This is a genomic window from Streptomyces sp. NPDC058051 (assembly GCF_042885475.1).
Classification (GTDB): domain Bacteria; phylum Actinomycetota; class Actinomycetes; order Streptomycetales; family Streptomycetaceae; genus Streptomyces.
In genome coordinates this window covers 21,770-45,219 of record NZ_JBHVRW010000006.1, presented here as the reverse complement: position 1 = coordinate 45,219, position 23,450 = coordinate 21,770, and the positions used below count along the sequence as shown (strand labels likewise).

Below are 23,450 nucleotides of genomic sequence, written 5' to 3'. Positions count from 1 at the left end.
AACGTCCGGGGAGTTCAAGGACGGGACGTGACGACCTGGCAGGCGCCCGAGCCGGAGAATCCGAGCAGGAACGCGTACGGGGAAAGCACAGCCCACACCGCTGTGGTCCGGCGGCGGCCGGCGGCAGCGATCGTAGGACCGGTAGGCGGTCGTACGGGATCAACGCGACAGCGGGTCAGCCACCGGTGGCCAGGGCTGTCCCGTAATCCCTGGCGGGTGCGCGACGGATTACGGGACAGCCCTGGTCTCTGTCGGACTCGGGGCTGGACATGATCGCGAAGTTACCGCACGGACCCGTTCTCCTCCAGCGCTTTTTGCGCCAGGAGCCCTGCTGCGAACGGGAATCCGACTGTCGGAATAGAAGCTTCACGCACGCGATGCGGCCGAGGCATCCTTGCGAGGCCGGGTGTTCACAGTCGTCCCGTGTTGTAGGTGCGCCAGGGTATCAAGCTGTCATGTGTGGTGGATCTGATCCTCTCTCGCGCGGCCAGCGGCGCGAGAGCCCTTTATCGCTCTCCAAAGGATGAAGATGCCCCGAATCGATTCCCCGTTCGTCACCCGTCGTGGCTTCATCGGCGCCGTCGGCGCGGCCTCCGTACTTCTCGGTACGGGAGCCGTCGCGAGCCGGCCGGCATTCGCCCAATCCCCTTCCTTGGCAAGGGACTTCCCGTTCCGTGTAGGTGTCGCATCCGGTGACCCGCTGCCCGACTCCGTGGTGTTGTGGACCCGTCTGGCGACCGACCCGCTGGCCCCCGACGGCTCCGGCGGAATGCCGCCCCGTCCGGTCGCTGTCCGGTGGGAGGTCGCCGAGGACGAGCGGTTCCGTCGTGTGGTGAAGCGTGGCACGGCCACGGCGACGCCCGAACTCGGTCACTCGGTTCACCCGGAGGTGTGGGGTCTGCGCCCCGGGCGTGTGTACTGGTACCGCTTTCGTGTGGGTGGCCACATCAGCCAGGTGGGCCGCACCAGGACCGCTCCGTCGCACGGCTCCAGGGTCTCGTCGCTGTCCTTCGCGTTCGTCAGCTGCGCCAACTGGAGCGATGGCTTCTTCACCGGTTACGGCCACCTCGCGAACGAGGACGTCGACCTCGTCGTGCATCTCGGCGACTACATCTACGAGTACGGCGTCAACGCCACCGGCGGCGCCCGCAACCAGCCGATGGGCGACGAGTTCCGGCCCGAGGCGACGGACCTGGCGCGCTACCGGCTGCAGTACGGGCTCTACAAGAGCGACCCCGACCTGATGGCCGTGCACGCCGCGCACCCCTTCGTGGCCACCCTCGACGACCACGAGGTGGAGAACAACTGGGCCGGCGAGATTCCCGAGGCGTCGAGCCAGAGCAAGGGCGAGCTGTGGCTGCCGCGCCGCGCGGCGGCGTTCCAGGCGTACTACGAGAACCTGCCCCTCCGCGCCGGGTCGATCCCGGGCGGCGCCGACATGCGGATCCACCGCCGGTTGGGCTACGGAGACCTGGTCGACTTCAACGTCCTCGACACCCGGCAGTTCCGCGACGACCAGCCGTACGGTGACGGCACCCACGCCCCCGGTCCGGAGTCCACCGACCCGTCGAGGACGATGATGGGCTTCGAGCAGGAGGCGTGGCTGCTGAACAACTTCCGGCGATCGAAGGCCCGTTGGCAGGTCCTCGCGAACCAGGCGCCCATGGCCGAGGTCGACCTGGACGCCACCGAGAAGAAACTGCTCTTCATGGACCCCTGGGACGGGTACGCCGCCAACCGCCGGCGCATCCTCGGCGGCGCTCTCGAACGCGATGTCGACAACCTGGTCGTCATCTCCGGTGACCGCCACCAGAACAACGCCGGCAACCTGCTCCTCGACTACGAGGACGAGCGCTCGCCGATCGTCGGCAGCGAGTTCGTCGGCACGTCGATCACCAGCAACGGTGACGGCGTGGACATGAACGAGTGGGGGCAGACAGCCCTCGCCGCGAACCCGCACATGAAGTTCTACAACTCACAGCGCGGGTACGTGCGGTGCCGCGTCACGAAGGACGAGTGGCGCAGCGACTTCCGGGTCATGCCGTACGTCAGCCGGCCGGAGGCGCCGATCTCGACACGGGCGACGTATGTCATCGAGAACGGGGTGCCGGGGGTGCAGCTCGCCTGAGGGCGCGGTCGTCGCCGGAATGAGCCGGTGCCCGAGGGGGAGCGCTCACGCCCCCTCGGGCACCGGTGGTGGATCCTCTGCCGGTCAGGGTCCTGGTCTTCGTCCAGGGCCGTGGATCCGTCCCTCACGGGTGGCCCGCGGCCCGGCGGGATCCGGGTCGGGTGGGCCGGTGCTCAGAGCCCCGTGACGTTCAGCAGCAGGTTGGGGCTGCCGGTCTGGGCGTCCGTCACCACGCTGCTGGTGGCTTTGGCCTTGAGCGCGGCGGTGACCGCTGCCGGGCTCGCGGAGGGATGGGTGGCCAGGTAGAGGGCGGCGGCCCCGGCCACGTGCGGGGAGGCCATGGACGTGCCGCTCATGACGGCGGTGGCGGTGTCGGAGGCGTAGCCGAGCGAGGTGATGGAGGAGCCGGGGGCGAAGATGTCGACGCACGTGCCGTAGTTGGAGAAGCTGGAGCGGGCGTCGGTGCTGGTGGTGGAGGCGACGGTGATCACCGAGGGCTCGCGGGCGGGCGACTGGTTGCAGGCGCTGGTGGAGCTGTTGCCGGCCGATACGGCGACGGTGACTCCGGCGTCGACCATGCCCGCCACCGCGGCGTCCTTGGCGTCGGTCGCGGTGCCGCCTATGGAGACGTTGGCGACGGCGGGCCGGTGGGCGTTGGCGGCCACCCATTCGTACCCGGCGATCACGTTCGCGGTGGTGCCGCTGCCGCTGCAGTCCAGGACGCGCACGGCGACCAGGCTCACGCCCTTGGCCACGCCGTAGGTGCCGCTGCCGACGGTACCGGCGGTGTGGGTGCCGTGGCCGTGGCAGTCGGAGGCGACGGAGTCGTTGTCGACGAAGTCGTACCCGTAACTGGCCCGGCCGCCGAAGTCGCCGTGCGTGATGCGGATGCCCGTGTCGATGATGTAGGCGGTGACATTGCTCGCCGTCGTCGAGTAGGTGTAACTGCCGCTGAGCGGCAGGTTCGCCTGGTCGACGCGGTCCAGCCCCCAGGTGGGCGAGTACTGGGTCGCGTCGGCGTGCTCGACGCCGTTCTGCTCGACGAAGGCGACGGACGGGTCGGCCGCGATCCGGCGGGCCTGGGCGGCGGTGGCTTCAAGGGTGAAGCCGTTGAGCGCGGTGCTGAAGGTCCGGCGAACCGAGCCGCCGAACTCGGTGGTGAGCTCCCTGGCCTTCACGCTCCTGGCGCTGGGGGCGTCCTGTTCCAGTACGACGATGTACGAGCCGTCGATGGCCCCGGGGCTGTCGGCTCCCCGTATGACGCCGAGCGGCGCGGGCTCGGCGGCGTCGGCCGGTGAGGCGAGAACGGTCAGGAGGAGCGCCGTACAGGCGCCGGCGAGCGGGGCGAATCTCCAACGCGACATGGGGGGATACTCCTTGGGCTCGGCTGGGGGGATGTACCGAGGAGAATCCTTCCGAATCATCGGAGTGTCATGGGCGCGTCAGTGCCAGGGGCACCAAGGTGTCACCGCCGTTCCCCTTCACAGCCACCCCCGACGGATGGCATGCAGCGCCAGTTGGAAGCGGGACGTCGCGCCCGTCTGCGCCATCAGGATTTCCATGCGGCGGAAGAACGTCCGTCTGCTGATGCCGAGCCGACGGATGATCTGCGCGTCCGGGACGCCCGCGGCGAGCATCGCGAGGATGCGACGCTCGGTGGGGGAGAGGCGCTGCGCGGCCCCTTGGCCTCCGTGCAGGGGCAGGGCGGTGTCCCAGGCCAGCGCGAAGAGTTCGGACAGCGCGGCCAGCAGCGCCCCGGGGCGTACGACCAGGAGGACGTGGTTCACGTCCACCGTCGCGATCGGCAGGGACACCAGGGCGGCCTGATCGTCGATGAGGGTCAGCTTGACGGGGAGCGCCGGCAGGACACGCGCTTCCTCGCCCGCCTCGACGCACGGCAGGATGTTCCCGTCGAGCTTCCCGGGGTGAGTGAGCGCGGCCTGCGAGTACACGACGCGGTGCCGGACTCCTCGCGCCAGCAGATCCGTTGCCGTGCGGGTGGCCCGTGCCGTGTCACGGAAGTAGGGCGGCGAGTCGAACATCCGCGTCTCGTGCTCCGCGGAGTTCCGCAGTTCCTCCAGCCGCCGCTCGATGGCCGCGTCGCCGTCGACGACTTCCACGATGCCGTCGTTGGGCCCCGGAGGCATGCTGCGCCGGTGGCGGTCGAACGCCATCGCGATCCCCGACCGCGCCTCCTCCAGCCTCATCTCCTGCCTCCGCGTGAGCAGTTCGAGGGCCGCGGTGGGAGGCAGCGGGAAGAGGACGGGGGCGGGACTGTCCGACCACGCGGCCGGCGCTTCGGCGGCCAGACCGGAGTCGATCAGTTCCTGACGGGCCGCGGCGGACCCGGTGCCCGCCGGACCGTGGCGCGTCGGCCCGTCGATCAGCGAGCGATAGAGCCGGGTCGCCTCGGCGCTGAGACCGAGCAGGGCCAGATGCTCCTCCAACGGAGGAGAGGTGACTCGGTCAGGTGTCATGCGCTGGCACCTTAGTGCCGCGGCGCACGCGGTGCCACGGTGCATCCGGCGCATGCGGTGCCGCGGCAAGTCCTCCCGGGGCGACGCCCTGTGTGCAGTGCGGCATCGACCCTGACCGGGCAGGATCCGAAGCGGAGTCGATCCACCGCAACCGGCATCCGGTGGCCGAGCGTCTTCCTCTTCAGGAAGTCGACCCCTTGCCGATGACGGACGTCGTCATCGGCAACTCGGTGTTCGCGCGTCGGCCTGGACCCGTCGGGCTGGTTTCGACGTCACGGATTCGCATATCCGTTCACTCGTATACCTGATCGATGGCCGTGGTCTCCGGCGTCGGTCGTGTGGACGGTCCCGGGTCGCGGCCCACGTCCGAGGTGCGGCGATCCGGGGGCGGTTCTGTGTCATGGTGGGCTGATGGTCGCTTCACGATGTTGACTGAGTGGGGGCCCGGTGGGAGTCGAGTGGGAGATGGTCATGGTGGACGTGAGTGAACCGAGGGTGACGGGAACGCGTGGCCCGGCATTGTGCGTGGGTGGCGCCCGCCGAACCGGGACGCTGTCCGACGGCGGTGCGTCACAGGGAAGTCGGTCATGAACATCCCCTTCCTGGCCAACTGGCGCAAACGCCAGGACGGTGTGCGAGGCGCGGGGCTGGCCGCCGCCGTCGCGGCCGACCCCGAGGGCGTGGCCGAGCTGCTGGCCGAATGCGAGTTGCTGAGGGTCCGGGCGGGGCAGCGGGGGCTCGAACTCGACGACACTCCTGCCTCGTTGGCGGCGCTCGACCAGTTGCCGCCGCGCTGGCGCGACGACCCGGAGGAGCTGCCCTGGCTGGGCAATGACGCGGGGCTGTACCTGGGTACGGTGCTGGTGCGCAACGTCCCCGGCGCGGTCTGGAACATCTGGCCGAGCGGGCAGCCCGTGGTCAGGCTCGTGTCGGGTCGGGAGATCGATGTCGTCGAGGCCGGGCTGGAGTGGGCGATGGCGGGCAGTCCCGAGCTTTCGCAGGTCTACGCGGAGTCGGCCGAGGGGTAGGGCTGCCACTCAAACCAGATAAGACGCCTTATGTCCCCGTTATGCGTGTCGTGGGTGAAGCTCCTTTTCGCGCTGGATAGTTTGCGCTGACCTCGACATAGGGACAAGTGGGTGGGGCAGCGCATGGCCGTCGATCCGTTGATCGAACTGCGGGACGTCAACAAGTTCTACGGGCAGTTGCACGTACTGCGGGACATCAATCTCACCGTCGACCGCGGGGAGGTGGTGGTGGTCATCGGCCCCTCCGGCTCCGGCAAGTCGACGCTCTGCCGGACCATCAACCGGCTTGAGACGATCGAGTCGGGTCACATCGCGATCGACGGCAGACCCCTTCCCGAGGAAGGGAAGGGGCTGGCCGGGCTGCGGGCCGAGGTGGGCATGGTCTTCCAGTCGTTCAACCTGTTCGCGCACAAGACCGTGCTGGCCAATGTCTCGCTCGCCCAGCTCAAGGTGCGCAGACGGAAGAAGGACGAGGCCGACCGGCGCTCCCGCGAACTGCTCGAACGGGTCGGACTCGCCTCGCACGCGGACAAGTTCCCCGCGCAGCTCTCCGGCGGTCAGCAGCAGCGGGTGGCCATCGCGCGCGCCCTCGCCATGGATCCCAAGGCGCTGCTCTTCGACGAGCCGACCTCGGCACTCGACCCGGAGATGATCAACGAGGTGCTGGAGGTCATGCGGCAGCTCGCCCGTGACGGCATGACCATGGTCGTCGTCACCCACGAGATGGGCTTCGCCCGCTCCGCCGCCAACCGCGTGGTCTTCATGGCCGACGGCCGCATCATCGAGGACCGCACTCCCGAGGCGTTCTTCACCGCTCCCGAGAGTGACCGCGCCAAGGACTTCCTGTCCAAGATCCTCAAGCACTGACGGGGGCTCCGTGTTGCGTACGAGAAAGGTTCTGGCCGCCTGCGCCGCTCTCCTGCTGGCCGTGCTCGTCGCCGGCTGCGGCAAGGAGGGCAGCCCACCGGTGAAAGGACCGAAGCCCGGACAACTGCCGGTGTACCAGGTCGACACGAGCTTCCGGCTGCCCGCGTCACCGACCTGGTCGAAGGCGAAGAAGCGCGGATACCTCCGCATCGGGGCCAAGGAGGACCAGCCCTACCTCGGCGAGAAGGACCCGGCCACCGGCGTCTACTCCGGCTTCGACATCGAGATCGCCAAGATGCTGGCGGCCTCGCTCGGCTTCGAGCCGAAGACGATCCGCTTCAAGACCATCGCCTCCGCCAACCGTGAGACGGCGCTGCAGAACGGCCAGATCGACTACTACGTCGGCACCTACACCATCAACGACAAGCGCAGGAAACTCGTGGGCTTCGCCGGGCCCTACTTCATGGCCGGGCAGTCGCTGCTCGTGCGCACCGACGAGCACGACATCAACGGCCCTGGGGACCTGGCCGGCCGGACGGTCTGCTCAGCGGCGGGCTCGACCCCGTACCAGCGCATCGCGGCGGACTATCCGAAAGCGATCCTGGTGGCCTACGACACGTACTCGATCTGCGTCGACAACCTGCTGACGTACCAGGTCGACGCGGTCACCACCGACGACGCGATCCTGCTGGGCTTCGCCGCCAAGGCACCGAAGGAGCTGAAGGTGGTGGGCAAGCCGTTCTCCGAGGAGCCGTACGGCATCGGCGTCCCGCGCAGCGACAACGCCCTGCGGTTCGCCCTCGACGACGCCCTGGAGGCGAACGAGAGGAACGGCAACTGGAAGAAGGCGTTCGAGGCCACACTCGGCCTGTCCGGGGTGCCCGCGCCCACCCCTCCGCCCATCGACCGCTACCCGGCGACCTGAGAGGGCGGGCACCGACCATGGACGTACTCACAGAGAACTTCTCGCTCTACGGCAAGGGCTTCCTCGGCACGGTCGAGCTGACCGTCTACTCCTCGGTCCTGGCGCTGCTCCTCGGCTTCGTCATGGCGTCCTGCCGGGTGGCCCCCGTCGGCTCGCTCCGGGTGCTCGGCACGGTCTGGGTGGCCGTGCTGCGCAACACCCCGCTGACGCTGCTCTTCTTCGCCGTCCTGCTCGGTCTCCCGCGCTTCGGCCTGGTGCTTCCCTTCAAGGTCTTCGCGGTCCTCGCGCTCGGCTGCTACACCTCCGCGTTCATCTGCGAGGTGCTGCGCTCCGGCATCAGCACCGTACCGACGGGGCAGGGCGAGGCGGCCCGCAGTCTCGGCATGACGTTCGGCCAGACGCTGAACGCCATCGTGCTGCCGCAGGCGTTCCGTACGGTGATCCCGCCGATCGGCTCGACACTGATCGCCCTCGCCAAGAACTCGGCGATCGCCGGGGCGTTCAGCGTCACCGAACTGCTCGGCACCTACAAGACCCTCAACGAGCTGGGCTACAACATCATCTGGACCTTCGTCTGGATCGCCGTCGGCTACCTGATCATCACCCTGTCCATCAGTGCGCTCTTCCACGCGATGGAGAAGCGCTGGGGAGTCGCCCGATGACCACCCGCACCGCGCCCTCCGCCACCGCGCTCTACGACATCCCGGGGCCGGTCACCCGCAAGCGCCACCGCCTGTACGGCATCGTCTCGACGCTCCTGATCCTGGCCCTGGTCGGCTGGATCGTCCATCTCCTCCTCGAAACCGGACAGTTCACCAGCGCCAAGTGGACACCCTTCGCGTACAAGGGCATCCAGGAGCTCCTGCTGCGCGGACTGGGGAACACCCTCAAGGCGTTCGCGTTCGCCGCGGTCCTCTCCCTCGTGCTGGGAGCGGTGCTCGCCGTCGGCCGGCTCTCCGACCACCGGATCGTGCGCTGGGTCTCGACGCTGCTCATCGAGTTCTTCCGCGCCATGCCCGTACTGGTGATGATCTTCTTCATCTTCGTGGCGCTGAAGGTGCAGCCGCTGCCCGCGCTCGTCACCGGTCTGACCCTGTACAACGGCTCGGTGCTCGCCGAGGTGTTCCGCACCGGAATCAACTCGGTGGACCGCGGCCAGCGCGAGGCCGCGTACGCCCTGGGAATGCGCAAGACGCAGGTCACCACGTTCGTGCTGGCCCCGCAGGCGGTGCGCGCCATGCTGCCCACGATCATCAGCCAGCTGGTGGTGGCCCTGAAGGACACCTCGCTCGGCTATCTGATCACCTATGAGGAATTCCTCCACGCGGGCAAACTCATCGCGTCCAACCTCGACTACGATCTGCCCTTCATCCCTGTGGTGATGGTGATCTCGCCGATCTACATCGGGCTGTGCATGCTGCTCTCCTGGTTCGCCACCTGGGTGGCCAGGCAGGAGCGGCGCAATCCGAAGACGAAGGCCGTGGAGGTCGCACCGGCCGAACCAGGAACGCTGCTGCCCGGCGCGCAGTAGCCGGGGCCCGCCGTGCGGCGGGTTCCGAGGAGCGGTGCCCGTCCGGCGGCAGCCGGTGATCACTTCTCGCGCAGGAGAACGGTCGCTCACGACAGTCCTCCGCGGCGAGGAGAAGGTCAGCTGCGCGCCGGCCGGGACGCGCTCGGCGCACGGCGGGCCGACGGTGCCGATCACCGGGGCGAGGTGATGGCGGGCCAGGACGTCGTGGGCCGTGGCGAACGGCTCCGGGGCTCCGGGGCGCCTCCGGGAGGGGCCGCCGGCCGCGCGCGGTTCACTTCAGAGCGCTCTTCGCCCGCCAGTCGGCCCACGTCACATTCCACGCCCCGTAGCCGTTGCCCTCCGCGACCGTTCCCTTGGCGTCCGCGCCGGTGATCTCGAACGGGTCGCCGACCCGCACCTTCCGGTACAGCGCGGAGGCGTCGGCGTCGCTCATCCCGACACAGCCCGAACTGTGGTTGGCCACCCCGAAGTAGGCGGCGTTCCACGGCGCCGCGTGGGCGTACATCCCCGACCAGGTCAACCGCATCGACGAATCGACCATCTTGTCGTAGGCATCGCCCAGACCGACCGTCTCGGAGCGCATGTTGATCGTGCCCTCCTTCGCCATCAGCACGGCCGTGCCGCGCCAGGAAGCCTTCTCGCCTCCCGGGGTGCCTGCCGACATGGGCACATCCATGACGGTCCGCCCGTCCCGCTGCAGCGCCAGCCGGTGACGGTCGAGGTCGACCTTGACCACCTGCTCGGCGCCGATCGTGAACGTGGTCCGGTAGTCGCGGACGAACCAGCCGCCGGAGGGGCCCGAGTCGATGCCGTTGAGATCGGCGTCGAGCGTCACTTCCGTACCGGGTTTCCAGTACTCCTTGGGCCGCCAGTCGACGCGGTCCCTGCCGGAGTAGTCCCGCAGCCAGCCCCAGGACCCCTCGGTGCTGTTCGAGGTGGAGACCTTCAGCGCCTTCTCGACGGCCGCCCTGTCCTTCACCGGGTTGTCGAAGACGATCGACAGCGGCTGGGCGATGCCGACAGTGGTGTCCTTGCCGGGCGCCAGGGTCAGCTTGTTGACCCGGTCGGCCGCGGCGGTGGTGAATCCGGCCCGGTCGCTGCCGCCGTCGGTGTCGCTCGCCTCGACGCTGTACGTGGTGCCGGGAGCGGCCGGCCGGTCCGACGTCCAGGTCCTTCCGTCGGCGGATATCCGGCCGGTGAGTGCGTCCCCCTCGGCCGCGCTCACCGTGACCGATTTCAGCTTTCCGCTGCCGAGGGTCACCGTCACGGGCTTCCCCGGGGAGGCGCCGCGTCCCTGGAGGTTCACCGAGATCTCGGTCCCGTGCGCCGATGCGTTCCCGGCCGCGTGCCCCGGCCTCGCGTCCGTGTCCGCGTCCGACGCGGCGGCGCCGGAACAGGCGGTGAGCGTGACGCCGAGCACCGCGGAGCCCGCGATCAGGGAGAGCCGGGCAGGGCGGCCGAGCGGGGCGGTTCGGCGTATGTGCCGACGTGCAGAGAACAACGGAAGACCTCCAGGGCAGTGCTTCTCGTCGGTGGAGAGGCGTTCACCCGACGATAGGTTCCGTAAATCGGCAGAAAGCCGGTAAATCCCCTGTGTGACATGGACCGCGACGCAACGGTCATCGTCCGGTCACACGCGCCGCTCGGCTCCGTCACGGACCGCTGTGAGCATCCTGTGCAGCCCCCGCGGAGCCGGCGACGGAACCGGGAACGGAGCCGACAGCGGAGCCGGCGACGGGGCGGACCCAGGGGAGGGCCACGAACATGTCAGCGCTGTTCGCCGCCGGAGAGCACGGCCAGGACCACGAGCTACGGATACGCAGCCTGACCGCCGCCGAGCACCGGGCCTTCGTGGCCACCCGCGCCGAGGCGAGCTTTCTGCAGTATCCGTCCTGGGCCTCGGTGAAGGACCAATGGACGTCCGACATGCTCGGCTGGCACGGCGACTCGGGCGAACCTGCCGGGGCCGCGCTGGTGCTCTACCGCCAGTTCCCGGGCACCCGCAAGTACTTCGCCTATCTGCCCGAGGGCCCGGTGGCCGACTGGGCCGACCCCGACATCGACCGCTGGCTGCGACCGCTCGTGGCACACCTGCGGAGGGCGGGCGCCTTCGCCGTACGGATCGGGCCCTCACCGGCGTACCGACGCTGGGACGCCGCGCGCCTCAAGGCGGCCACCGGTCACGGCCGCAGGGTCGGCGACGTACTGGCGACCGAGGTGGACCCGCTCGGAACCGCCGTCGCCGAACGACTCCGTGCCCGCGGCTGGCGCCGCTGCGGCGGCGACGGGGGAGAGGACGCCGACGCGCAGCCGCGCTACGTCTTCCAGGTGCCGCTCGCCGGGCGGACCCCCGACGAACTGTGGGCGGGCCTCAATCAGGAATGGCGCCGCAACGTGCGCAAGGCCGGGAAGGCCGGGGTGCGGACCGTCATCGGCGGCACCGCCGAACTCCCCGAATTCCACCGGCTGTTGAGGATCACGGAGGAGCGCGACGGCTTCCGGCTCGGCCGTTCCCTCGCCTACTACCAGCAGCAGTACGCCGTACTCAACGCCGAACACCCCGGCCGGATGAAGCTCTATCTGGCCGTCCACCAGGGCGAGATCCTGGCCGCCCACACCATGATCAGTACCGGCCGGCGGGTCTGGTACCAGACCGGCGCCTCCGCCGACCACCGCCGCGAGGTCCGCCCCAGCAACGCCCTCCAGTGGCGGATGATGCGCGACGCCCATGAACTCGGCGCCGATGTGTACGACATGCGCGGGGTATCCTCCACCCTTGACCCCGACGACCGCCCCTTCGGGCTGCTCCGTTGGAAACTCGGCACCGGAGGACACGTCGTCGAGACCCTCGGGGAGTGGGAGACATCGGTGGGCGGAGCCGCCAACAACGCCTTGTACCGGGCCTTCCAGGCGTACCTGGCACGCCGATGACGGCCACCGGAACGGCACCGGAGAAGGCCCCGGAGCGCGGGCCCGGTGCGGTGCTGCGCAGCGGCGCCGTGATGGCGTCCGGCTCCCTCGTCTCCCGGGCGACCGGGTTCGTGCGCTCGGCGGTCGTCGTCGCCGCGCTCGGCACCGGACTCCAGGCCGACGGGTACACCGTCGCCAACACCGTGCCCAACATCCTCTACACGCTGCTCATCGGGGGCGCGCTCAACGCCGTCTTCGTCCCCGAACTGGTGCGGGCCGCCAGGAACCACGCCGACGGCGGAGCCGCGTACACCGACCGACTGCTCACCCTCTGCACGGCCGGGCTCCTCGTCCTCACCGCTCTCACGGTCGTCGGCGCCCCCTGGATCGTGTCCGTCTACGCCCCCGACTACCACGGCGACCAGGCCGATCTCACCGTCGCCCTGGCCCGCTACTGCCTCCCGCAGATCCTCTTCTACGGGCTGTTCACCCTGCTCGGCCAAGTCCTCAACGCCCGTGACCGGTTCGGCGCGATGATGTGGACGCCAGTCCTCAACAACGTCGTGATCATCGGGGTGTTCGGGATCTACCTGGCCGTCGCGTCGGGTTCCGACGGCACGTTGACGCCGGCACAGGCCCAGTGGCTCGGCTGGGGGACCACCGCCGGGATCGCCGTGCAGACCCTCGCCCTGGTGCCCGCGCTGCGCGCGGCGAAGTTCCGCTGGCGGCCCCGGTTCGACTGGCGGGGCAGCGGCCTCACCCGGCCGCTGCGCGCGGCTGGCTGGCTCGTCATGCTCGTGCTCACCAACCAGATCGCCTACTGGGTCGTCACCCGGCTCTCCACCGCCATCGGCCAGCGTGCCGCCGAACAGCACGTGCCGGGCGGCCCGGGCTACACCGCGTACAGCTACGCCTTCCAGTTGTGGGTGGTGCCGCACGGCATCGTGACCGTCTCGCTCGTCACCGCGCTGATGCCCCGGATGAGCCGGGCGGCGGCCGACGAGGACCTGGCCGGGGTGCGGCGCGATGTCTCGTACGCCCTGCGCACCTCGGCCGCGGTCGTGATCCCGGCGGTGGCCGTGCTGTTCGCGCTGGCGCCGTGGGTGATGGGGGCCGTGTACGGCTACGGGCGCACGGGGGACGCGGACATCACCGTGATGGCCGGAATGCTGAGAGCGTTCGCGCCCGGCCTGATCGCCTACTCCGGGCAGTACGTGCTCTCCCGCGCGTTCTACGCGATGAGTGACACCCGCACACCGTTCCTCCTCAATCTGGTGATCGCCGGGCTCAACGCGGGGCTCTCCGTCGCCGCGTATCTGCTGCTGCCGGTCCGCTGGGCCGTCACGGGCATGGCCGGGGCGTACTCGGTGGCCCTGTTCGCGGGCTTCGGCGTCACGGCGTACGTGCTGCACCGCAGGGTCCGGGGCGGCCTCGCGGGGCCGTCGATGGTGCGCTCGCCCGGACTGTGGGCGCACGTCCGGATGGTGGTGGCGTGCGTGCCCGCCGCACTGCTCGCGTATCCGGCCGCTCGTGCCTGCGAGGGGGCGGGAGACTTCGCCGCGGTCGCGGTGGGGGCGGTGGTGCTGCTGCTCGTGGTGGCGCTGCTGGCACGGCCGTTGAGGCTGCGGGAGATCAGTGCCCTGATCACCGCGGGCCGACGGCGACTGCGACGGACGTGACCCTGCCCGTGCCGTCCGGACGCGCCGAACCCCTGCCGTGCCGAGGGGTCATCCTGAACCCTTGTCGTGCCGTCGGGTCACTCTGGCCCCCTTGTCGTACCGTCCGGTGACTCTGAACCCCCTGTCGTACCGTCGGGTCACTCTGAACCTTGTCGTACCGTCCGGTGACTCTGAACCCCTGGCACACCGTTCGATCATCCTGAATCCTTGTTGTGCTGTCCGGTCACCGGTTCGAATCCATTCCTTGATCGCTGGGATACTGAGGCCATGCCGCGCGTGCTGTTGATCGAAGACGATCCCTCCGTACGGGAAGGGGTCGAGCTCGGGCTGCGGCGGCGCGGCCATGAGCTGCGGGCCGTCGAGACCGGAGAGGAGGGACTGGCCGCGCTGGGGGAGTTCAGCCCCGATCTGGTACTCCTCGATCTGATGCTGCCCGGAATGAACGGGGTCCAGGTCTGCCGGCGCATTCGGGAGGCCAGTCAGCTGCCGATCATCATGCTCACGGCCCGTGGTGACGACTTCGACGTGGTCGTCGGGCTGGAGGCCGGCGCCGACGACTACATCGTCAAGCCCGCCCGTACCGAAGTGATCGAAGCCAGGATCCGCGCCGTACTGCGCAGGCTCGCCGGCCCCGCGGGGCGCGGCGGCGTCGAACTCCACGGCGAACTGGCCGTCGACCGCACCGGGCTCTCGGTCGCCAAGGCGGGCCGGCGCCTCCTGCTCGCCCCCTCCGAACTGAAGCTGCTGCTCCACCTCACCGCCTCGCCCGAACAGGTCTTCAGCAGGCAGCAACTCCTCGAATACGTCTGGGAGCACAGCTACCACGGAGACGCGCGCCTGGTCGACGCCTGTGTGCGCAGGCTGAGGCAGAAGATCGAGGACGTGGCGGGCAGCCCGCGCTACATCCAGACCGTCCGCGGCTTCGGCTACCGCTTCGGACCGCTCGTATGAAGCTCCTCGCCGCCCGGTTCGGCCTGCGGACCCGCCTCATAGCCGCCTTTCTCCTGGTCGCGGCGATCAGCGCCGTCACCACCGCGACCCTGACCTACCGCGAAGCACGCTCCGCCATCCTCCAGCAGGCCCAGGACACGGCCGTCGCCCAGTTCCGCGACCGGATCGGCGCGCAGGCGGTGACCCTGCCCGTGGACCCGGAGCAACTGCGGCGGACCTGCCGGACCCTCGCCAGGGAGGGCAAACCCCACACCTGGATCGTCTTCGCCGAGTACGGGAAGATCCGGGTCTCCTCGTCCGACCGGCCCACCTCCCAGGTGATCACGCCCGAACTGCGCAACGCCGCCCGCGGCAACGCACACGGCTCCTTCCAACGGGTCGTCAAGGACGGCAGGCCGTGGCTGACGATCGGCATGCCCGCGTTCTTCGACCAGGGCGACGGACGCCAGCCCACCGGGCTCGTCCTCTACGCCGTGATGTCGCTCTCCACCGAGGAGGCCAATGTCGACGCCATGGTCACCGCGGCACGCGACGGCGCGCTGCCCGCCCTCCTGATCGCACTCGTGCCCGCACTGCTCGCCGCCCGCAGCGTGCTGCGCCCGGTACGCGATCTGCGCCGGGCCGCCGCCGGAATCGGCCGGGGCGAGCTCGACACCCGGATCGAGGTCAGAGGGTCGGACGAACTCGCCGAACTCGCCTGGACGTTCAACGAGTCGTCGACGAAGCTCCAGGAATCGGTGGAGGAGCTTCAGCGGGCAGAGGCGCGGGCCAGACGCTTCGCCTCGGACGTCTCGCACGAGCTGCGCACCCCCCTCGCCGGGATGCTCGCCGTCACCGAAGTGCTCGACGAGGACGCGGCCCAACTGAGCGCCGACACCGCGGCCGCCGTCCGGCTGATCAGCGCCGAGACCGGGAAACTCGCCACCCTCGTCGAGGATCTGATGGAGATCTCCCGCTTCGACGCGAAGGCGGCGGACCTCCACCTCGACGAGGTCGATGTCGCGGAGACGATCCGCAAGACCCTTCAAGGCAGGCACTGGGATGACCAGGTGGATACCGAACTCCCCGACGGAGTACGGGCGGTGCTTGACCCGCGCCGCTTCGACGTCATCGTCGCCAACCTGGTCGGCAACGCCATCCGGCACGGTGCGCAGCCCGTCACCGTACGGCTGCGGTGTGAGCGGCGGGGTCCGGCCGACTGGCTGGTGACCGATGTCGCGGACAACGGGCCGGGTATCGACCCCGCCGTGCTGCCGCACATCTTCGACCGCTTCTACAAGGCCGACGCGGCCCGTACCCGGTCCGCGGGCAGCGGGCTCGGCCTGGCGATCACACAGGAGAACGTACGGCTGCACGGCGGAACCGTGAGCGCCGCCAACGGCGCCGGGGGCGGGGCGGTCCTGACCGTGGAACTACCGCTGGGAGCACGGTGAGACGCGTCCACGCGGTCGGTGCCGCGCTGCTGTCATTGGTACTGCCGGCCATGGGAACCGGGTGCGGGATACGGGCGACGGATGTGGTCGAGGTCGGTGATCCGGCGACCGTGACGGTGCCTCCGGGGTCCGAGCAGGGGACGCTGCTCTACTTCGTTTCGTCATCCTCCGCGAACCGGCTGATGCCCGTCGTACGACCGATCGCGAGGAGTACGGGAAGCGGGACCTCGGACACGGGGGAGATGCGGCGGGGTTACGACAAGGCGCTCGCCGCGCTCTTCGACGGGCCCACGCAGACCGAGGCCGAGGCGGGCCTTCGGACCGAACTCCCGTACACCCGAGCGGTGCCGAGTCTGACACTGGGACCGGACGGTGTGTCGGTCCGGGTGGCCATCGCCGTCACGGAACTCTCCGAGGTCGCCCGGCAGCAGCTCATCTGCACGGCCGCGCAGGCCCGCACCGCGGACCGCGGCGCGGCGGTGAAGGTGACCGGCACCGATGGTGTCATCGGGCCGGCCCACTGCTCCGTCTGACCGCCGCGCAGGCCGGCCCCTCGCTTCCCGGACATGCGGGACTCAGTCGCCGGCGCGGTGCGAGGTGCGGGGGGCGGGCACGGGAGCCTGCGCCGCCCGGGTCACGTCCGCCACCAGCTCCACCACGTCGGGGCCGTAGGCCTGGGAGTTGACCACCTTCAGGAGCAGGCAGAAGGTGTTGTTGCCGTGTTTGCGGGCCAGTTTCTCGTGATTGCGGGCCAGATAGCGGGAGGCCGCCTGGTTGGTGATCGCCTGCTGACCGCAGAACAGGAAGACCGGACGGGACTCTTGACCTGCAGTCAGGCGCGCCAGCAGCACGTACTCGGCGACGCCCTTCTCGGCCCGGTAGCGCTCCGAACCGATCTGGAAGGCGCCCCGGTCGGGACCGGGCTCCGGATCGGTGTTCACCTTCACACCGGGCAGCAGCGAATGCAGGTGGGCGGCCATCCGGCGGTTGGACACCGGTCCGCCGACGCAGAACTCGGTGCGCTCACCGAAGCCCTGCTGTGCGACGTCATGGGAAAGGATCTGCGCGTGGGCCGAGCAGTCCTTGATCAGTGCGGAGAGTTCGAGCAGGGCGAAGACGTCATGGCGGTGGACGGCCCCGTCGCCGCCCGCGTCGCGGTTGACGACGAGCAGGCATTCGGAGTTGCCCGGCAGCCCGAAGAACGCCTGCTTGCGGCGGAGTTTGCGGCGCCAGAGGTAGGTGCGGGCGATCCAACCCAGCCCGGCACTGATACCGGCGGCTATCAAGCCCAGCACGATGTTGCGTACGTCGTCACTCATGGGCGGGCATGTTAGCGGGCGACGGGCCTCCGTTTCACGGCAGTCCTGACGAGGCGGGCGGGGCGGCGTTACCCTGCGGCGAACGGTCCATCACTGGAGGTGCGCATGCGACGCTCCGTCGCGCGGAATGTGTCGTTATCAGCTGTCTTCGCCGCTGTAGTCACTGTCACGGCGGCGGCCCCTTCCTCGTCCGCGCCACCGAGCGCACCACCTCCCAAGGCGCCTGTGGCGGTGGGGTACGGAGGGGCGGTGGCCAGCGTCGACGCGGATGCCTCGGCCGCCGGTATCGAGGTGCTCCGCAAGGGCGGCAACGCGGTGGACGCCGCGGTGGCGACGGCGGCGGCACTCGGTGTCACCGAGCCCTACTCGGCAGGTCTCGGCGGAGGCGGCTATTTCGTCTACTACGACGCCAAGAAGCGCACCGTGGAGACGATCGACGGGCGTGAGACAGCGCCGCGCAGCGCGGACTCCTCGCTGTTCCTGGAGAACGGCGAACCTCTCGCCTTCGCCGACGCGGTCACCAGCGGACTGGGCGTGGGCACCCCCGGCACCCCGGCCACCTGGGACACCGCACTGAAGAGCTGGGGCAGCAAGTCGCTGCGCCAGGTGCTGAAACCGGCCGAGCGGCTCGCCAGGGACGGCTTCGTCGTCGACAGCACGTTCCGCTCGCAGACCGAGGGAAACCAGGAAAGGTTCGCCGACTTCCCGGCGACCCGGGAGCTCTTCCTTCCGGGCGGTCAACTGCCCGTGGTCGGTTCCGTCTTCAGGAACCCGGATCTGGCGCGTACGTACGAGCAGGTGGGCCGCAAGGGCATCGACGAGCTGTACCGGGGCGAGCTGGCCGACGACGTCGTCCGGACCGTACGCAACCCGCCCGTCGACCCGAAGGCCGACCGGGTCGTGCGTCCCGGCGACCTCACGGCCAAGGACCTGAGGTCCTACCGGGCGCTGCGGCAGGCCCCGACGAAGGTCGGTTACCGGGGCCTCGACGTGTACGGCATGGCACCCTCCTCGTCCGGCGGCACGAGCGTCGGCGAGGCGCTCAACATCCTTGGGTCCACGAACCTCTCCAAGGCGAGCGAGGCGCAGTACCTGCACCGCTACATCGAGGCGAGCCGGATCGCGTTCGCGGACCGCGGGCGGTGGGTCGGCGACCCGGCGTTCGAGGACGTACCGACGCAGGAGCTGCTCAGCCGGCGGTTCGCCGACTCGCGGGCGTGCCTCATCAAGGACGACACCGCGCTGACCAGCCCGCTCGCGCCGGGAGACCCCCGTCACCCGGCCGACTGCGAGACCGGTGGTACGGCAGCTCCGACGACGTACGAGGGGGAGAACACCACGCATCTCACGACCGCCGACAAGTGGGGCAACGTCGTGGCGTACACCCTGACGATCGAGCAGACGGGCGGCAGCGGCATCACCGTGCCGGGACGCGGCTACCTGCTCAACAACGAGCTGACGGACTTCTCGTTCGCGCCCGCCAACCCCGCGGTCCACGACCCGAATCTGCCGGGGCCCGGCAAGCGTCCGCGCTCGTCGATCTCGCCGACGATCGTCCTGAAGCACGGTGAGCCCGTGCTGGCCCTGGGGTCGCCGGGTGGCGCCACGATCATCACGACCGTGCTCCAGTCGCTCATCGGCACGGTCGACCGGGGGCTGCCGCTCGTCGACGCCATCGCGGCGCCGCGCGCCAGCCAGCGCAACGCGGCCACGACAGAGCTCGAACCGGGGCTGTGGGACAGCCCGGTGCGGGCAAGCCTGGAGTCGCTGGGGCATGCCTTCAAGCTGAACCCCGAGATCGGGGCGGCGACAGGGGTGCAGCGGCTGCCGGACGGACGATGGCTCGCGGCTGCGGAGAAGGTGCGCCGCGGCGGGGGCTCCGCCATGGTCGTGAGGCCGAGCGGACGGCCGTGACGGCAGGCCGATAGCGGACAGGGCGCGGGGCTGGTTCGGCGTGACAACGCGCGAGAACGTGTGCCAACACACGAGAACGCAAGAGAACGTGTGACAACGCACGAGAACGCGCGAGAACGTACGAGGAACCAGCCCCGCGGACTCGACGGGGACAGGGAAGCGAAGGCGTCGTCGATCGCGTGCCGCACCGCGTCGTCAGGGTCGGTGAGGCACTCACCGTGCCCTGGGTCCGGAACGCCCCGGCGCGCGAGCAGGCGCAGGACGGCCAGGTCACGGTACGTCTGCCGGGCGGAGCACCCGGCCCGTGAGCGGACGTCGGATACCGTGAGCGGACGTCGGTTACAACGCGGTCAGGATGCGCGGACCGTCGTCGGTGATCGCCACCGTGTGCTCGGTGTGTGCCGCCCGGCTGCCATCGGTCGTACGCAACGTCCAGCCGTCCCGGTCCTGGCGGAAGTCGTCCCGGCCGCCTCCGATCAGCATCGGCTCGATGGCCAGCACCATTCCGTGCCGCAAGGGCATACCGCGACCCGGTCGCCCCTCGTTGGGGACGCCCGGGTCCTCGTGCATCGACCGGCCCACGCCGTGCCCGCCGAAGCCCTCCATGATGCCGTAACCGGCACTGCGGCACACCGTGCCGATCGCATGCGCGATGTCGCCGATCCGATGGCCGACGACCGCTGCCGCGATGCCCGCTTCCAGCGCCGCGTAAGCCGTCTCGATGAGCCGGGTGTCCTCGGGCCGGGCGCGCCCGACGGTGAAACTGATCGCCGAATCACCCACCCAGCCGCCGAGCGACGCACCCGCGTCGATGCTCACCAGGTCGCCGTCGCGCAGCCGCTGCTCGGTCGGGATGCCGTGCACGATCGCGTCATTGACCGACGCGCAGATCACCGCGGGAAACGGGGTCGAGGCGAAATGCGGCCGGTAGTTCAGGAACGGTGATCCGGCGCCCGCCTCGCGGAGGACGCCCCGGGCCACCTCGTCGAGTTCACGCAACGAGACGCCGACCGCCGCCGCTTCCCGTACGGACGTCAGCAACTGGGCCACGACCCGGCCGGTCTCGCGCATCGCTTCGATGGATGTGTCTGTCTTGAGTTGCACCATGCCAATTACTATACCGGTCTCAGCGGTATTAGAATGACGGCATGGTACGAACGCCCCTGACTCCGGAAGAGCACCGCCGCGGCGAACGCCTCGGAGCGCTGCTCCGCGAGGCGCGCGGCCGGCGCAGCATGATCGAGATCGCGGCGAGCGCCGGAATCTCCGCCGAGACGCTGCGCAAGATCGAGACGGGCCGCGCCCCGACACCTGCCTTCTTCACCGTCGCGGCGCTGGCCGGAGCGCTCGGACTCTCGATGGACGACCTGCTCACGCGCTGCGCGCCGGAACCGGAAGCGGTGCCACTGGCCGGGTAGGGCCGGGCCCGCTCGCGCGCAGGCCGGAAACGCCCGGAGGGGGAGTCCGTGTCGGCGCCGGCCCGAAGAGCCTGGAAGGGGGTTCCGTCCCCGCGCCGATCGCGCTCCCGACCCATGCGGACCACCTCCGGGAATGGTTGCGCGCAGGGGGCGCGCAGAGAGTGCGGCGACCCGCGGCGCGCTACGGCCGCATCGCAGTCGAAAAGCGCGCGTAGCCCTGCCGTAACACGGCTGAGGTCGAATGCCTGCGGACCGGAAGGTTCCTGTCGACGAGGCCGAGGGCGATGATGACGACTCATCAAAATGCTGTGGAGGCAGGGGAGTTCGCACAGTACCTACGCGCTGTGGTGGCATTCCTGGACCCCGCCGGGGGCTGGTACGGCGTGTTCTGCCGACGCGATCCCGGTGGGATGCGCGCCTGTCTCGACGGGGCCGAGATTCCGCCCTGGGACGTGATGGAGTCGCTTTTCCAGGACCTGGCGGCGGTGCGCGGCGCGGCGTTCGCGCAGCGCGAGTCGGTACGGGCCGCCGATCTGTACGCGGCATCGGTGGCGACCCACGACCGCCGCCCCGGCGGACGGCAGCTGCTCGTCGAGCGGCTGGAGCTGATGCTGCGGGAACAGGCGGGCGCGGCCCGGCGGCTGAGGGCGGCGGGCGCGCCCGGCACAGCGCCCCCGGACGCGGACGCCGTTGCCTGGGCGAGGGACGACCATGAGCGCGCCACCGCCCGCTGTGCGGAGCTGCGCGGGAGACTGGCCGCCGTGACGGTACCCAGAGGCTGGTTCCGCACGGAGGATCCGGCCTCCCGGGACCAGGAAGCCGAACCCGCCCCCGAGCCCACCCCGGCGCCGGCTTCCGCGCCGCAGCCCGCCCCTGCCCCTGCCCCCGCCCCCTCACCCGAGCCTGGACCCGCACCCGAGTCCGGGCCCGGCGTACCACCCCCGGCCGCCCGGTCTGCCGCCACCAAGGGCCGCAGACCCCGCGGCGCACGGTTCGCCGGCCTGGAGGTCGACGAGGCCGATACGGCCCCGGCCGCCGCCGCACCCGTGCTCCCCGTCCCGCCCGTGACGGCCGCCGCGCCGCGTGGCGCCCGGTTCGGTGCCGCCCCCCAGATGGAAGACGCGTCCCGGACCGCTGTTCCCGCCGCGCCGGACAGCGAGGCGGTGCGGGTCGCCGTCCACGCCGTCGGGAGACTGCTGGGGCTCCGGGCCGCGGACCGCGGTGGCGAGGCGCACGTCGTGCTCTTCGAGGCGGCCGGCTGGCCCGCGGACCGGTTGCCCGCACTCGCGGACGAGCTGCACCGGGTCGGCCTCGACGCGGACTGGGCGACCGTGCTGTGGGAGGTGTCGGCGCTGCCTCCTTTCGAACTCGGCACGGTGGCGGACGCGCTGGCCGCAGCGGGCCGCTCGGACGACAGCGACCACCTGCTCCGGCAGGGGGTCGCGAGGCCGGCCGCGGAGATCGCGGAGGCGGCGGTGGCCCTGGACCGCGCCGGGCGGGGAAAGGCGGCGCGGGCGTTGCTCGTTGCCTTCATCCGCGTCCGCACACCGCAGGAGGCGGCACGGGTGGCGGAGCACGACCCGCACCGCCTGGTACCTCAGGTGCTGACCGCGGCCGGCGCGGTGTCGGCGGCCAGGGAACGGGAGGTCGTCCACGCGCTGCGGGTGGCGGGTCTGGTGGGCGCACCTCGGTCCGGCCGGTAGCCGATGCGCCTCAATGGGCGCGCCGTTCCAGCGGCTCCCCGGAACTCGCGGTGCGGGCGGCTGTGGCGCCCTGCTCGCGGCAGCCCTCACGTGTCCTGTCCGCGCGCTCTTCCGGTGAGGGGTAGAACTGCCGGGCCCATCGCCGGAACGGGCCGATGGGGCCGTCACCCGGAGCGAGGCGGGGCGGCTGCTGGTACTGCTTGTGATGCCAGATCGGAAAGTCCGCGGCGGTGAATTCACAACTGGAGCGGAAGACGGCGCGGTCCAGCAGCCGGGCCGCGGTCCGGCTCACCATCCGCGCGACCGGGGCGGGCAGCCGGGCCGGTTCCGCGAACGCGATGCGGTTCCGCTGCCGGAACTGCATCCGGTTGGGCGCGATCGCCGTCGGCATCACCATCGTGCACATCCGCAGCCCGAGCCGGGGCGTGTGCACGTCCGCGTGGAGGCAACCGAGTCCGTAGCCGTCCACCTCCACCTCGACGACGAAGTCTCCGAGGGCTGGGGCCGACTCATGGGCACGCATGGACACGTGGAACGCGGCGCCTTCGTAGGCGACCGGTCCGCCGATCTCGGCCTTGGCCCAGCCGTGCAGGGTGGCGAAATGGCCGAGATCCACCGAGTTCTCGATGACTTCCTGGGCATGGCCGGCCAGCTCCCAGGCGGCGCTACGGGCGGGGCGGTGGCCGATCACGTGCCATGCGGGGACGAACCAGTCAGGATCCCGTCCGTCGTGGTGCCGCCACACGAAGACGGCGCCGTTGATCTCGTGGACAGGCAACTGTGCCAACGGCGACCTCGGTGGCGCCGTGTCGTACCCCGTCCGCACACACCTTCCGTCCGGACCGAACGCGAAGAAGTGGAAGGGGCAGACGAGGTCGTCTCCTTCGACCTTCGCCAGGCCGAGGTGCGCACCGAGGTGCGGACAGTACGGGCGGACGGCGCGGACCGCCCCCGTGCCGAGCCGGTACAGCACGACGTCCTCACCCGCCAAGGGTCTCGTGAGCACGGTCCCCGGCCGCAGCTCCTCGGAGAACGCGAGCGCGGACCAGCCACTCGGGTAGGGCAGGGCAGGCACCCCCGCGGCGTCGGCCGGCGTCGGGCCCTCGCTGATGGCACGCCCGTACTCGCGTGACAGTCCCACGGTTTCCCCTCTCGGGATCGGTTGCC

21 protein-coding genes are annotated in these 23,450 nt (G+C 70.4%); 15 read left to right on the top strand and 6 right to left on the bottom strand.

The genetic code is table 11. The features are described from left to right. The first annotated feature begins 529 nt into the window (after positions 1 to 529). The gene (locus ACFVUT_RS12095) at positions 530 to 2,128 is read left to right on the top strand and encodes an alkaline phosphatase D family protein (protein ID WP_389652236.1); all 1,599 of its coding nucleotides are present in this window, start codon (positions 530 to 532) and stop codon (positions 2,126 to 2,128) included. 173 nt (positions 2,129 to 2,301) lie between these two features. Here ACFVUT_RS12095 and ACFVUT_RS12090 read toward each other — a convergent pair whose 3' ends face one another. Together ACFVUT_RS12090 and ACFVUT_RS12085 are read right to left on the bottom strand one after the other, a co-directional pair. Continuing rightward, positions 2,302 to 3,492 (bottom strand): S8 family peptidase, encoded by a 1,191-nt coding sequence (locus ACFVUT_RS12090; RefSeq protein WP_389652239.1) that lies wholly within the window; start codon positions 3,490 to 3,492, stop codon positions 2,302 to 2,304. Positions 3,493 to 3,609: 117 nt separating this feature from the next. Then, on the bottom strand, positions 3,610 to 4,605 hold the full coding sequence (locus tag ACFVUT_RS12085) for a LuxR C-terminal-related transcriptional regulator (RefSeq protein WP_389652242.1): 996 nt from the start codon (positions 4,603 to 4,605) through the stop codon (positions 3,610 to 3,612). A 587-nt stretch (positions 4,606 to 5,192) separates the two neighbouring features. On the opposite strand from ACFVUT_RS12085, the gene ACFVUT_RS12080 reads away from it, so the two are divergent. The 5 genes from ACFVUT_RS12080 (at position 5,193) to ACFVUT_RS12060 (ending at position 8,956) form a co-directional block, all read left to right on the top strand. Further along, positions 5,193 to 5,633: a DUF6278 family protein gene (locus ACFVUT_RS12080; RefSeq protein ID WP_389652245.1), complete on the top strand. Its 441-nt coding sequence runs from the start codon at positions 5,193 to 5,195 to the stop codon at positions 5,631 to 5,633. Between the two features lie 123 nt (positions 5,634 to 5,756). Beyond that, positions 5,757 to 6,500 carry an amino acid ABC transporter ATP-binding protein gene (locus tag ACFVUT_RS12075; RefSeq protein WP_389652336.1) on the top strand — a complete coding sequence of 248 codons (744 nt, stop codon included), beginning with the start codon at positions 5,757 to 5,759 and terminating at the stop codon, positions 6,498 to 6,500. Between the two features lie 13 nt (positions 6,501 to 6,513). After that, entirely contained in the window at positions 6,514 to 7,425 is a 912-nt protein-coding gene (locus ACFVUT_RS12070; RefSeq protein ID WP_389652338.1) for a glutamate ABC transporter substrate-binding protein, read from the top strand. Between the two features lie 17 nt (positions 7,426 to 7,442). Beyond that, positions 7,443 to 8,087 carry an amino acid ABC transporter permease gene (locus tag ACFVUT_RS12065; RefSeq protein WP_389652248.1) on the top strand — a complete coding sequence of 215 codons (645 nt, stop codon included), beginning with the start codon at positions 7,443 to 7,445 and terminating at the stop codon, positions 8,085 to 8,087. Continuing rightward, a complete protein-coding gene (locus ACFVUT_RS12060; protein ID WP_389652250.1) occupies positions 8,084 to 8,956 on the top strand; it encodes an amino acid ABC transporter permease in 873 nt (290 codons plus the stop codon). Before ACFVUT_RS12065 ends, ACFVUT_RS12060 begins: the two co-directional genes overlap by 4 nt. Positions 8,957 to 9,227: 271 nt before the next feature. Here the strand turns inward: ACFVUT_RS12060 and ACFVUT_RS12055 are convergent, their stop codons facing one another. Then, positions 9,228 to 10,457, bottom strand: coding sequence for an Ig-like domain-containing protein (locus ACFVUT_RS12055; protein ID WP_389652253.1), 1,230 nt, complete (start codon positions 10,455 to 10,457; stop codon positions 9,228 to 9,230). Between the two features lie 263 nt (positions 10,458 to 10,720). Here ACFVUT_RS12055 and ACFVUT_RS12050 point away from each other — a divergent pair, with 263 nt between their 5' ends. From ACFVUT_RS12050 to ACFVUT_RS12030, 5 genes are all read left to right on the top strand, one after another. Further along, positions 10,721 to 11,887: a lipid II:glycine glycyltransferase FemX gene (locus tag ACFVUT_RS12050; RefSeq protein WP_389652256.1), complete on the top strand. Its 1,167-nt coding sequence runs from the start codon at positions 10,721 to 10,723 to the stop codon at positions 11,885 to 11,887. Continuing rightward, positions 11,884 to 13,545 (top strand): murein biosynthesis integral membrane protein MurJ, encoded by a 1,662-nt coding sequence (murJ, locus tag ACFVUT_RS12045; RefSeq protein WP_389652259.1) that lies wholly within the window; start codon positions 11,884 to 11,886, stop codon positions 13,543 to 13,545. The genes ACFVUT_RS12050 and murJ overlap by 4 nt, the downstream gene beginning before the upstream one ends. A 267-nt stretch (positions 13,546 to 13,812) precedes the next feature. Then, the gene (locus ACFVUT_RS12040) at positions 13,813 to 14,496 is read left to right on the top strand and encodes a response regulator (protein ID WP_389652262.1); all 684 of its coding nucleotides are present in this window, start codon (positions 13,813 to 13,815) and stop codon (positions 14,494 to 14,496) included. Further along, on the top strand, positions 14,493 to 15,929 hold the full coding sequence (locus ACFVUT_RS12035) for an ATP-binding protein (protein ID WP_389652265.1): 1,437 nt from the start codon (positions 14,493 to 14,495) through the stop codon (positions 15,927 to 15,929). Before ACFVUT_RS12040 ends, ACFVUT_RS12035 begins: the two co-directional genes overlap by 4 nt. Then, a complete protein-coding gene (locus tag ACFVUT_RS12030; protein ID WP_389652268.1) occupies positions 15,926 to 16,462 on the top strand; it encodes a hypothetical protein in 537 nt (178 codons plus the stop codon). The genes ACFVUT_RS12035 and ACFVUT_RS12030 overlap by 4 nt, the downstream gene beginning before the upstream one ends. A 42-nt stretch (positions 16,463 to 16,504) precedes the next feature. Here the strand turns inward: ACFVUT_RS12030 and ACFVUT_RS12025 are convergent, their stop codons facing one another. After that, complete coding sequence (locus ACFVUT_RS12025) at positions 16,505 to 17,248, bottom strand: hypothetical protein (protein ID WP_389652270.1); 744 nt, start codon at positions 17,246 to 17,248, stop codon at positions 16,505 to 16,507. Between the two features lie 105 nt (positions 17,249 to 17,353). Here ACFVUT_RS12025 and ggt point away from each other — a divergent pair, with 105 nt between their 5' ends. Further along, the gene (ggt, locus tag ACFVUT_RS12020; RefSeq protein ID WP_389652273.1) at positions 17,354 to 19,162 is read left to right on the top strand and encodes a gamma-glutamyltransferase; all 1,809 of its coding nucleotides are present in this window, start codon (positions 17,354 to 17,356) and stop codon (positions 19,160 to 19,162) included. Between the two features lie 179 nt (positions 19,163 to 19,341). Beyond that, positions 19,342 to 19,470: a hypothetical protein gene (locus ACFVUT_RS12015; protein ID WP_389652276.1), complete on the top strand. Its 129-nt coding sequence runs from the start codon at positions 19,342 to 19,344 to the stop codon at positions 19,468 to 19,470. A 31-nt stretch (positions 19,471 to 19,501) separates the two neighbouring features. Here ACFVUT_RS12015 and map read toward each other — a convergent pair whose 3' ends face one another. After that, complete coding sequence (gene map, locus ACFVUT_RS12010) at positions 19,502 to 20,269, bottom strand: type I methionyl aminopeptidase (protein WP_389652279.1); 768 nt, start codon at positions 20,267 to 20,269, stop codon at positions 19,502 to 19,504. Positions 20,270 to 20,310: 41 nt separating this feature from the next. On the opposite strand from map, the gene ACFVUT_RS12005 reads away from it, so the two are divergent. Both ACFVUT_RS12005 and ACFVUT_RS12000 read left to right on the top strand, forming a co-directional pair. Continuing rightward, entirely contained in the window at positions 20,311 to 20,580 is a 270-nt protein-coding gene (locus tag ACFVUT_RS12005; protein ID WP_389652281.1) for a helix-turn-helix domain-containing protein, read from the top strand. Between the two features lie 287 nt (positions 20,581 to 20,867). Beyond that, the gene (locus tag ACFVUT_RS12000) at positions 20,868 to 22,283 is read left to right on the top strand and encodes a hypothetical protein (protein ID WP_389652284.1); all 1,416 of its coding nucleotides are present in this window, start codon (positions 20,868 to 20,870) and stop codon (positions 22,281 to 22,283) included. Positions 22,284 to 22,293: 10 nt separating this feature from the next. Here ACFVUT_RS12000 and ACFVUT_RS11995 read toward each other — a convergent pair whose 3' ends face one another. Continuing rightward, positions 22,294 to 23,424: a Rieske 2Fe-2S domain-containing protein gene (locus tag ACFVUT_RS11995; protein WP_389652287.1), complete on the bottom strand. Its 1,131-nt coding sequence runs from the start codon at positions 23,422 to 23,424 to the stop codon at positions 22,294 to 22,296. Between the last annotated feature and the right edge of the window lie 26 nt (positions 23,425 to 23,450).

Bases quoted from the DNA above. Each gene is read 5' to 3' on its own strand.
- map (WP_389652279.1), bottom strand. From the start codon at position 20,269: ATGGTGCAACTCAAGACAGACACATCCATCGAAGCGATGCGCGAGACC.
- murJ (WP_389652259.1), top strand. From the start codon at position 11,884: ATGACGGCCACCGGAACGGCACCGGAGAAGGCCCCGGAGCGCGGGCCC.
- ACFVUT_RS12000 (WP_389652284.1), top strand. From the start codon at position 20,868: ATGACGACTCATCAAAATGCTGTGGAGGCAGGGGAGTTCGCACAGTAC.
- ACFVUT_RS12075 (WP_389652336.1), top strand. From the start codon at position 5,757: ATGGCCGTCGATCCGTTGATCGAACTGCGGGACGTCAACAAGTTCTAC.
- ACFVUT_RS12025 (WP_389652270.1), bottom strand. From the start codon at position 17,248: ATGAGTGACGACGTACGCAACATCGTGCTGGGCTTGATAGCCGCCGGT.
- ACFVUT_RS12035 (WP_389652265.1), top strand. From the start codon at position 14,493: ATGAAGCTCCTCGCCGCCCGGTTCGGCCTGCGGACCCGCCTCATAGCC.
- ggt (WP_389652273.1), top strand. From the start codon at position 17,354: ATGCGACGCTCCGTCGCGCGGAATGTGTCGTTATCAGCTGTCTTCGCC.
- ACFVUT_RS12005 (WP_389652281.1), top strand. From the start codon at position 20,311: ATGGTACGAACGCCCCTGACTCCGGAAGAGCACCGCCGCGGCGAACGC.
- ACFVUT_RS12040 (WP_389652262.1), top strand. From the start codon at position 13,813: ATGCCGCGCGTGCTGTTGATCGAAGACGATCCCTCCGTACGGGAAGGG.
- ACFVUT_RS12080 (WP_389652245.1), top strand. From the start codon at position 5,193: ATGAACATCCCCTTCCTGGCCAACTGGCGCAAACGCCAGGACGGTGTG.
- ACFVUT_RS12060 (WP_389652250.1), top strand. From the start codon at position 8,084: ATGACCACCCGCACCGCGCCCTCCGCCACCGCGCTCTACGACATCCCG.
- ACFVUT_RS12090 (WP_389652239.1), bottom strand. From the start codon at position 3,492: ATGTCGCGTTGGAGATTCGCCCCGCTCGCCGGCGCCTGTACGGCGCTC.
- ACFVUT_RS12065 (WP_389652248.1), top strand. From the start codon at position 7,443: ATGGACGTACTCACAGAGAACTTCTCGCTCTACGGCAAGGGCTTCCTC.
- ACFVUT_RS12050 (WP_389652256.1), top strand. From the start codon at position 10,721: ATGTCAGCGCTGTTCGCCGCCGGAGAGCACGGCCAGGACCACGAGCTA.
- ACFVUT_RS12085 (WP_389652242.1), bottom strand. From the start codon at position 4,605: ATGACACCTGACCGAGTCACCTCTCCTCCGTTGGAGGAGCATCTGGCC.
- ACFVUT_RS12095 (WP_389652236.1), top strand. From the start codon at position 530: ATGCCCCGAATCGATTCCCCGTTCGTCACCCGTCGTGGCTTCATCGGC.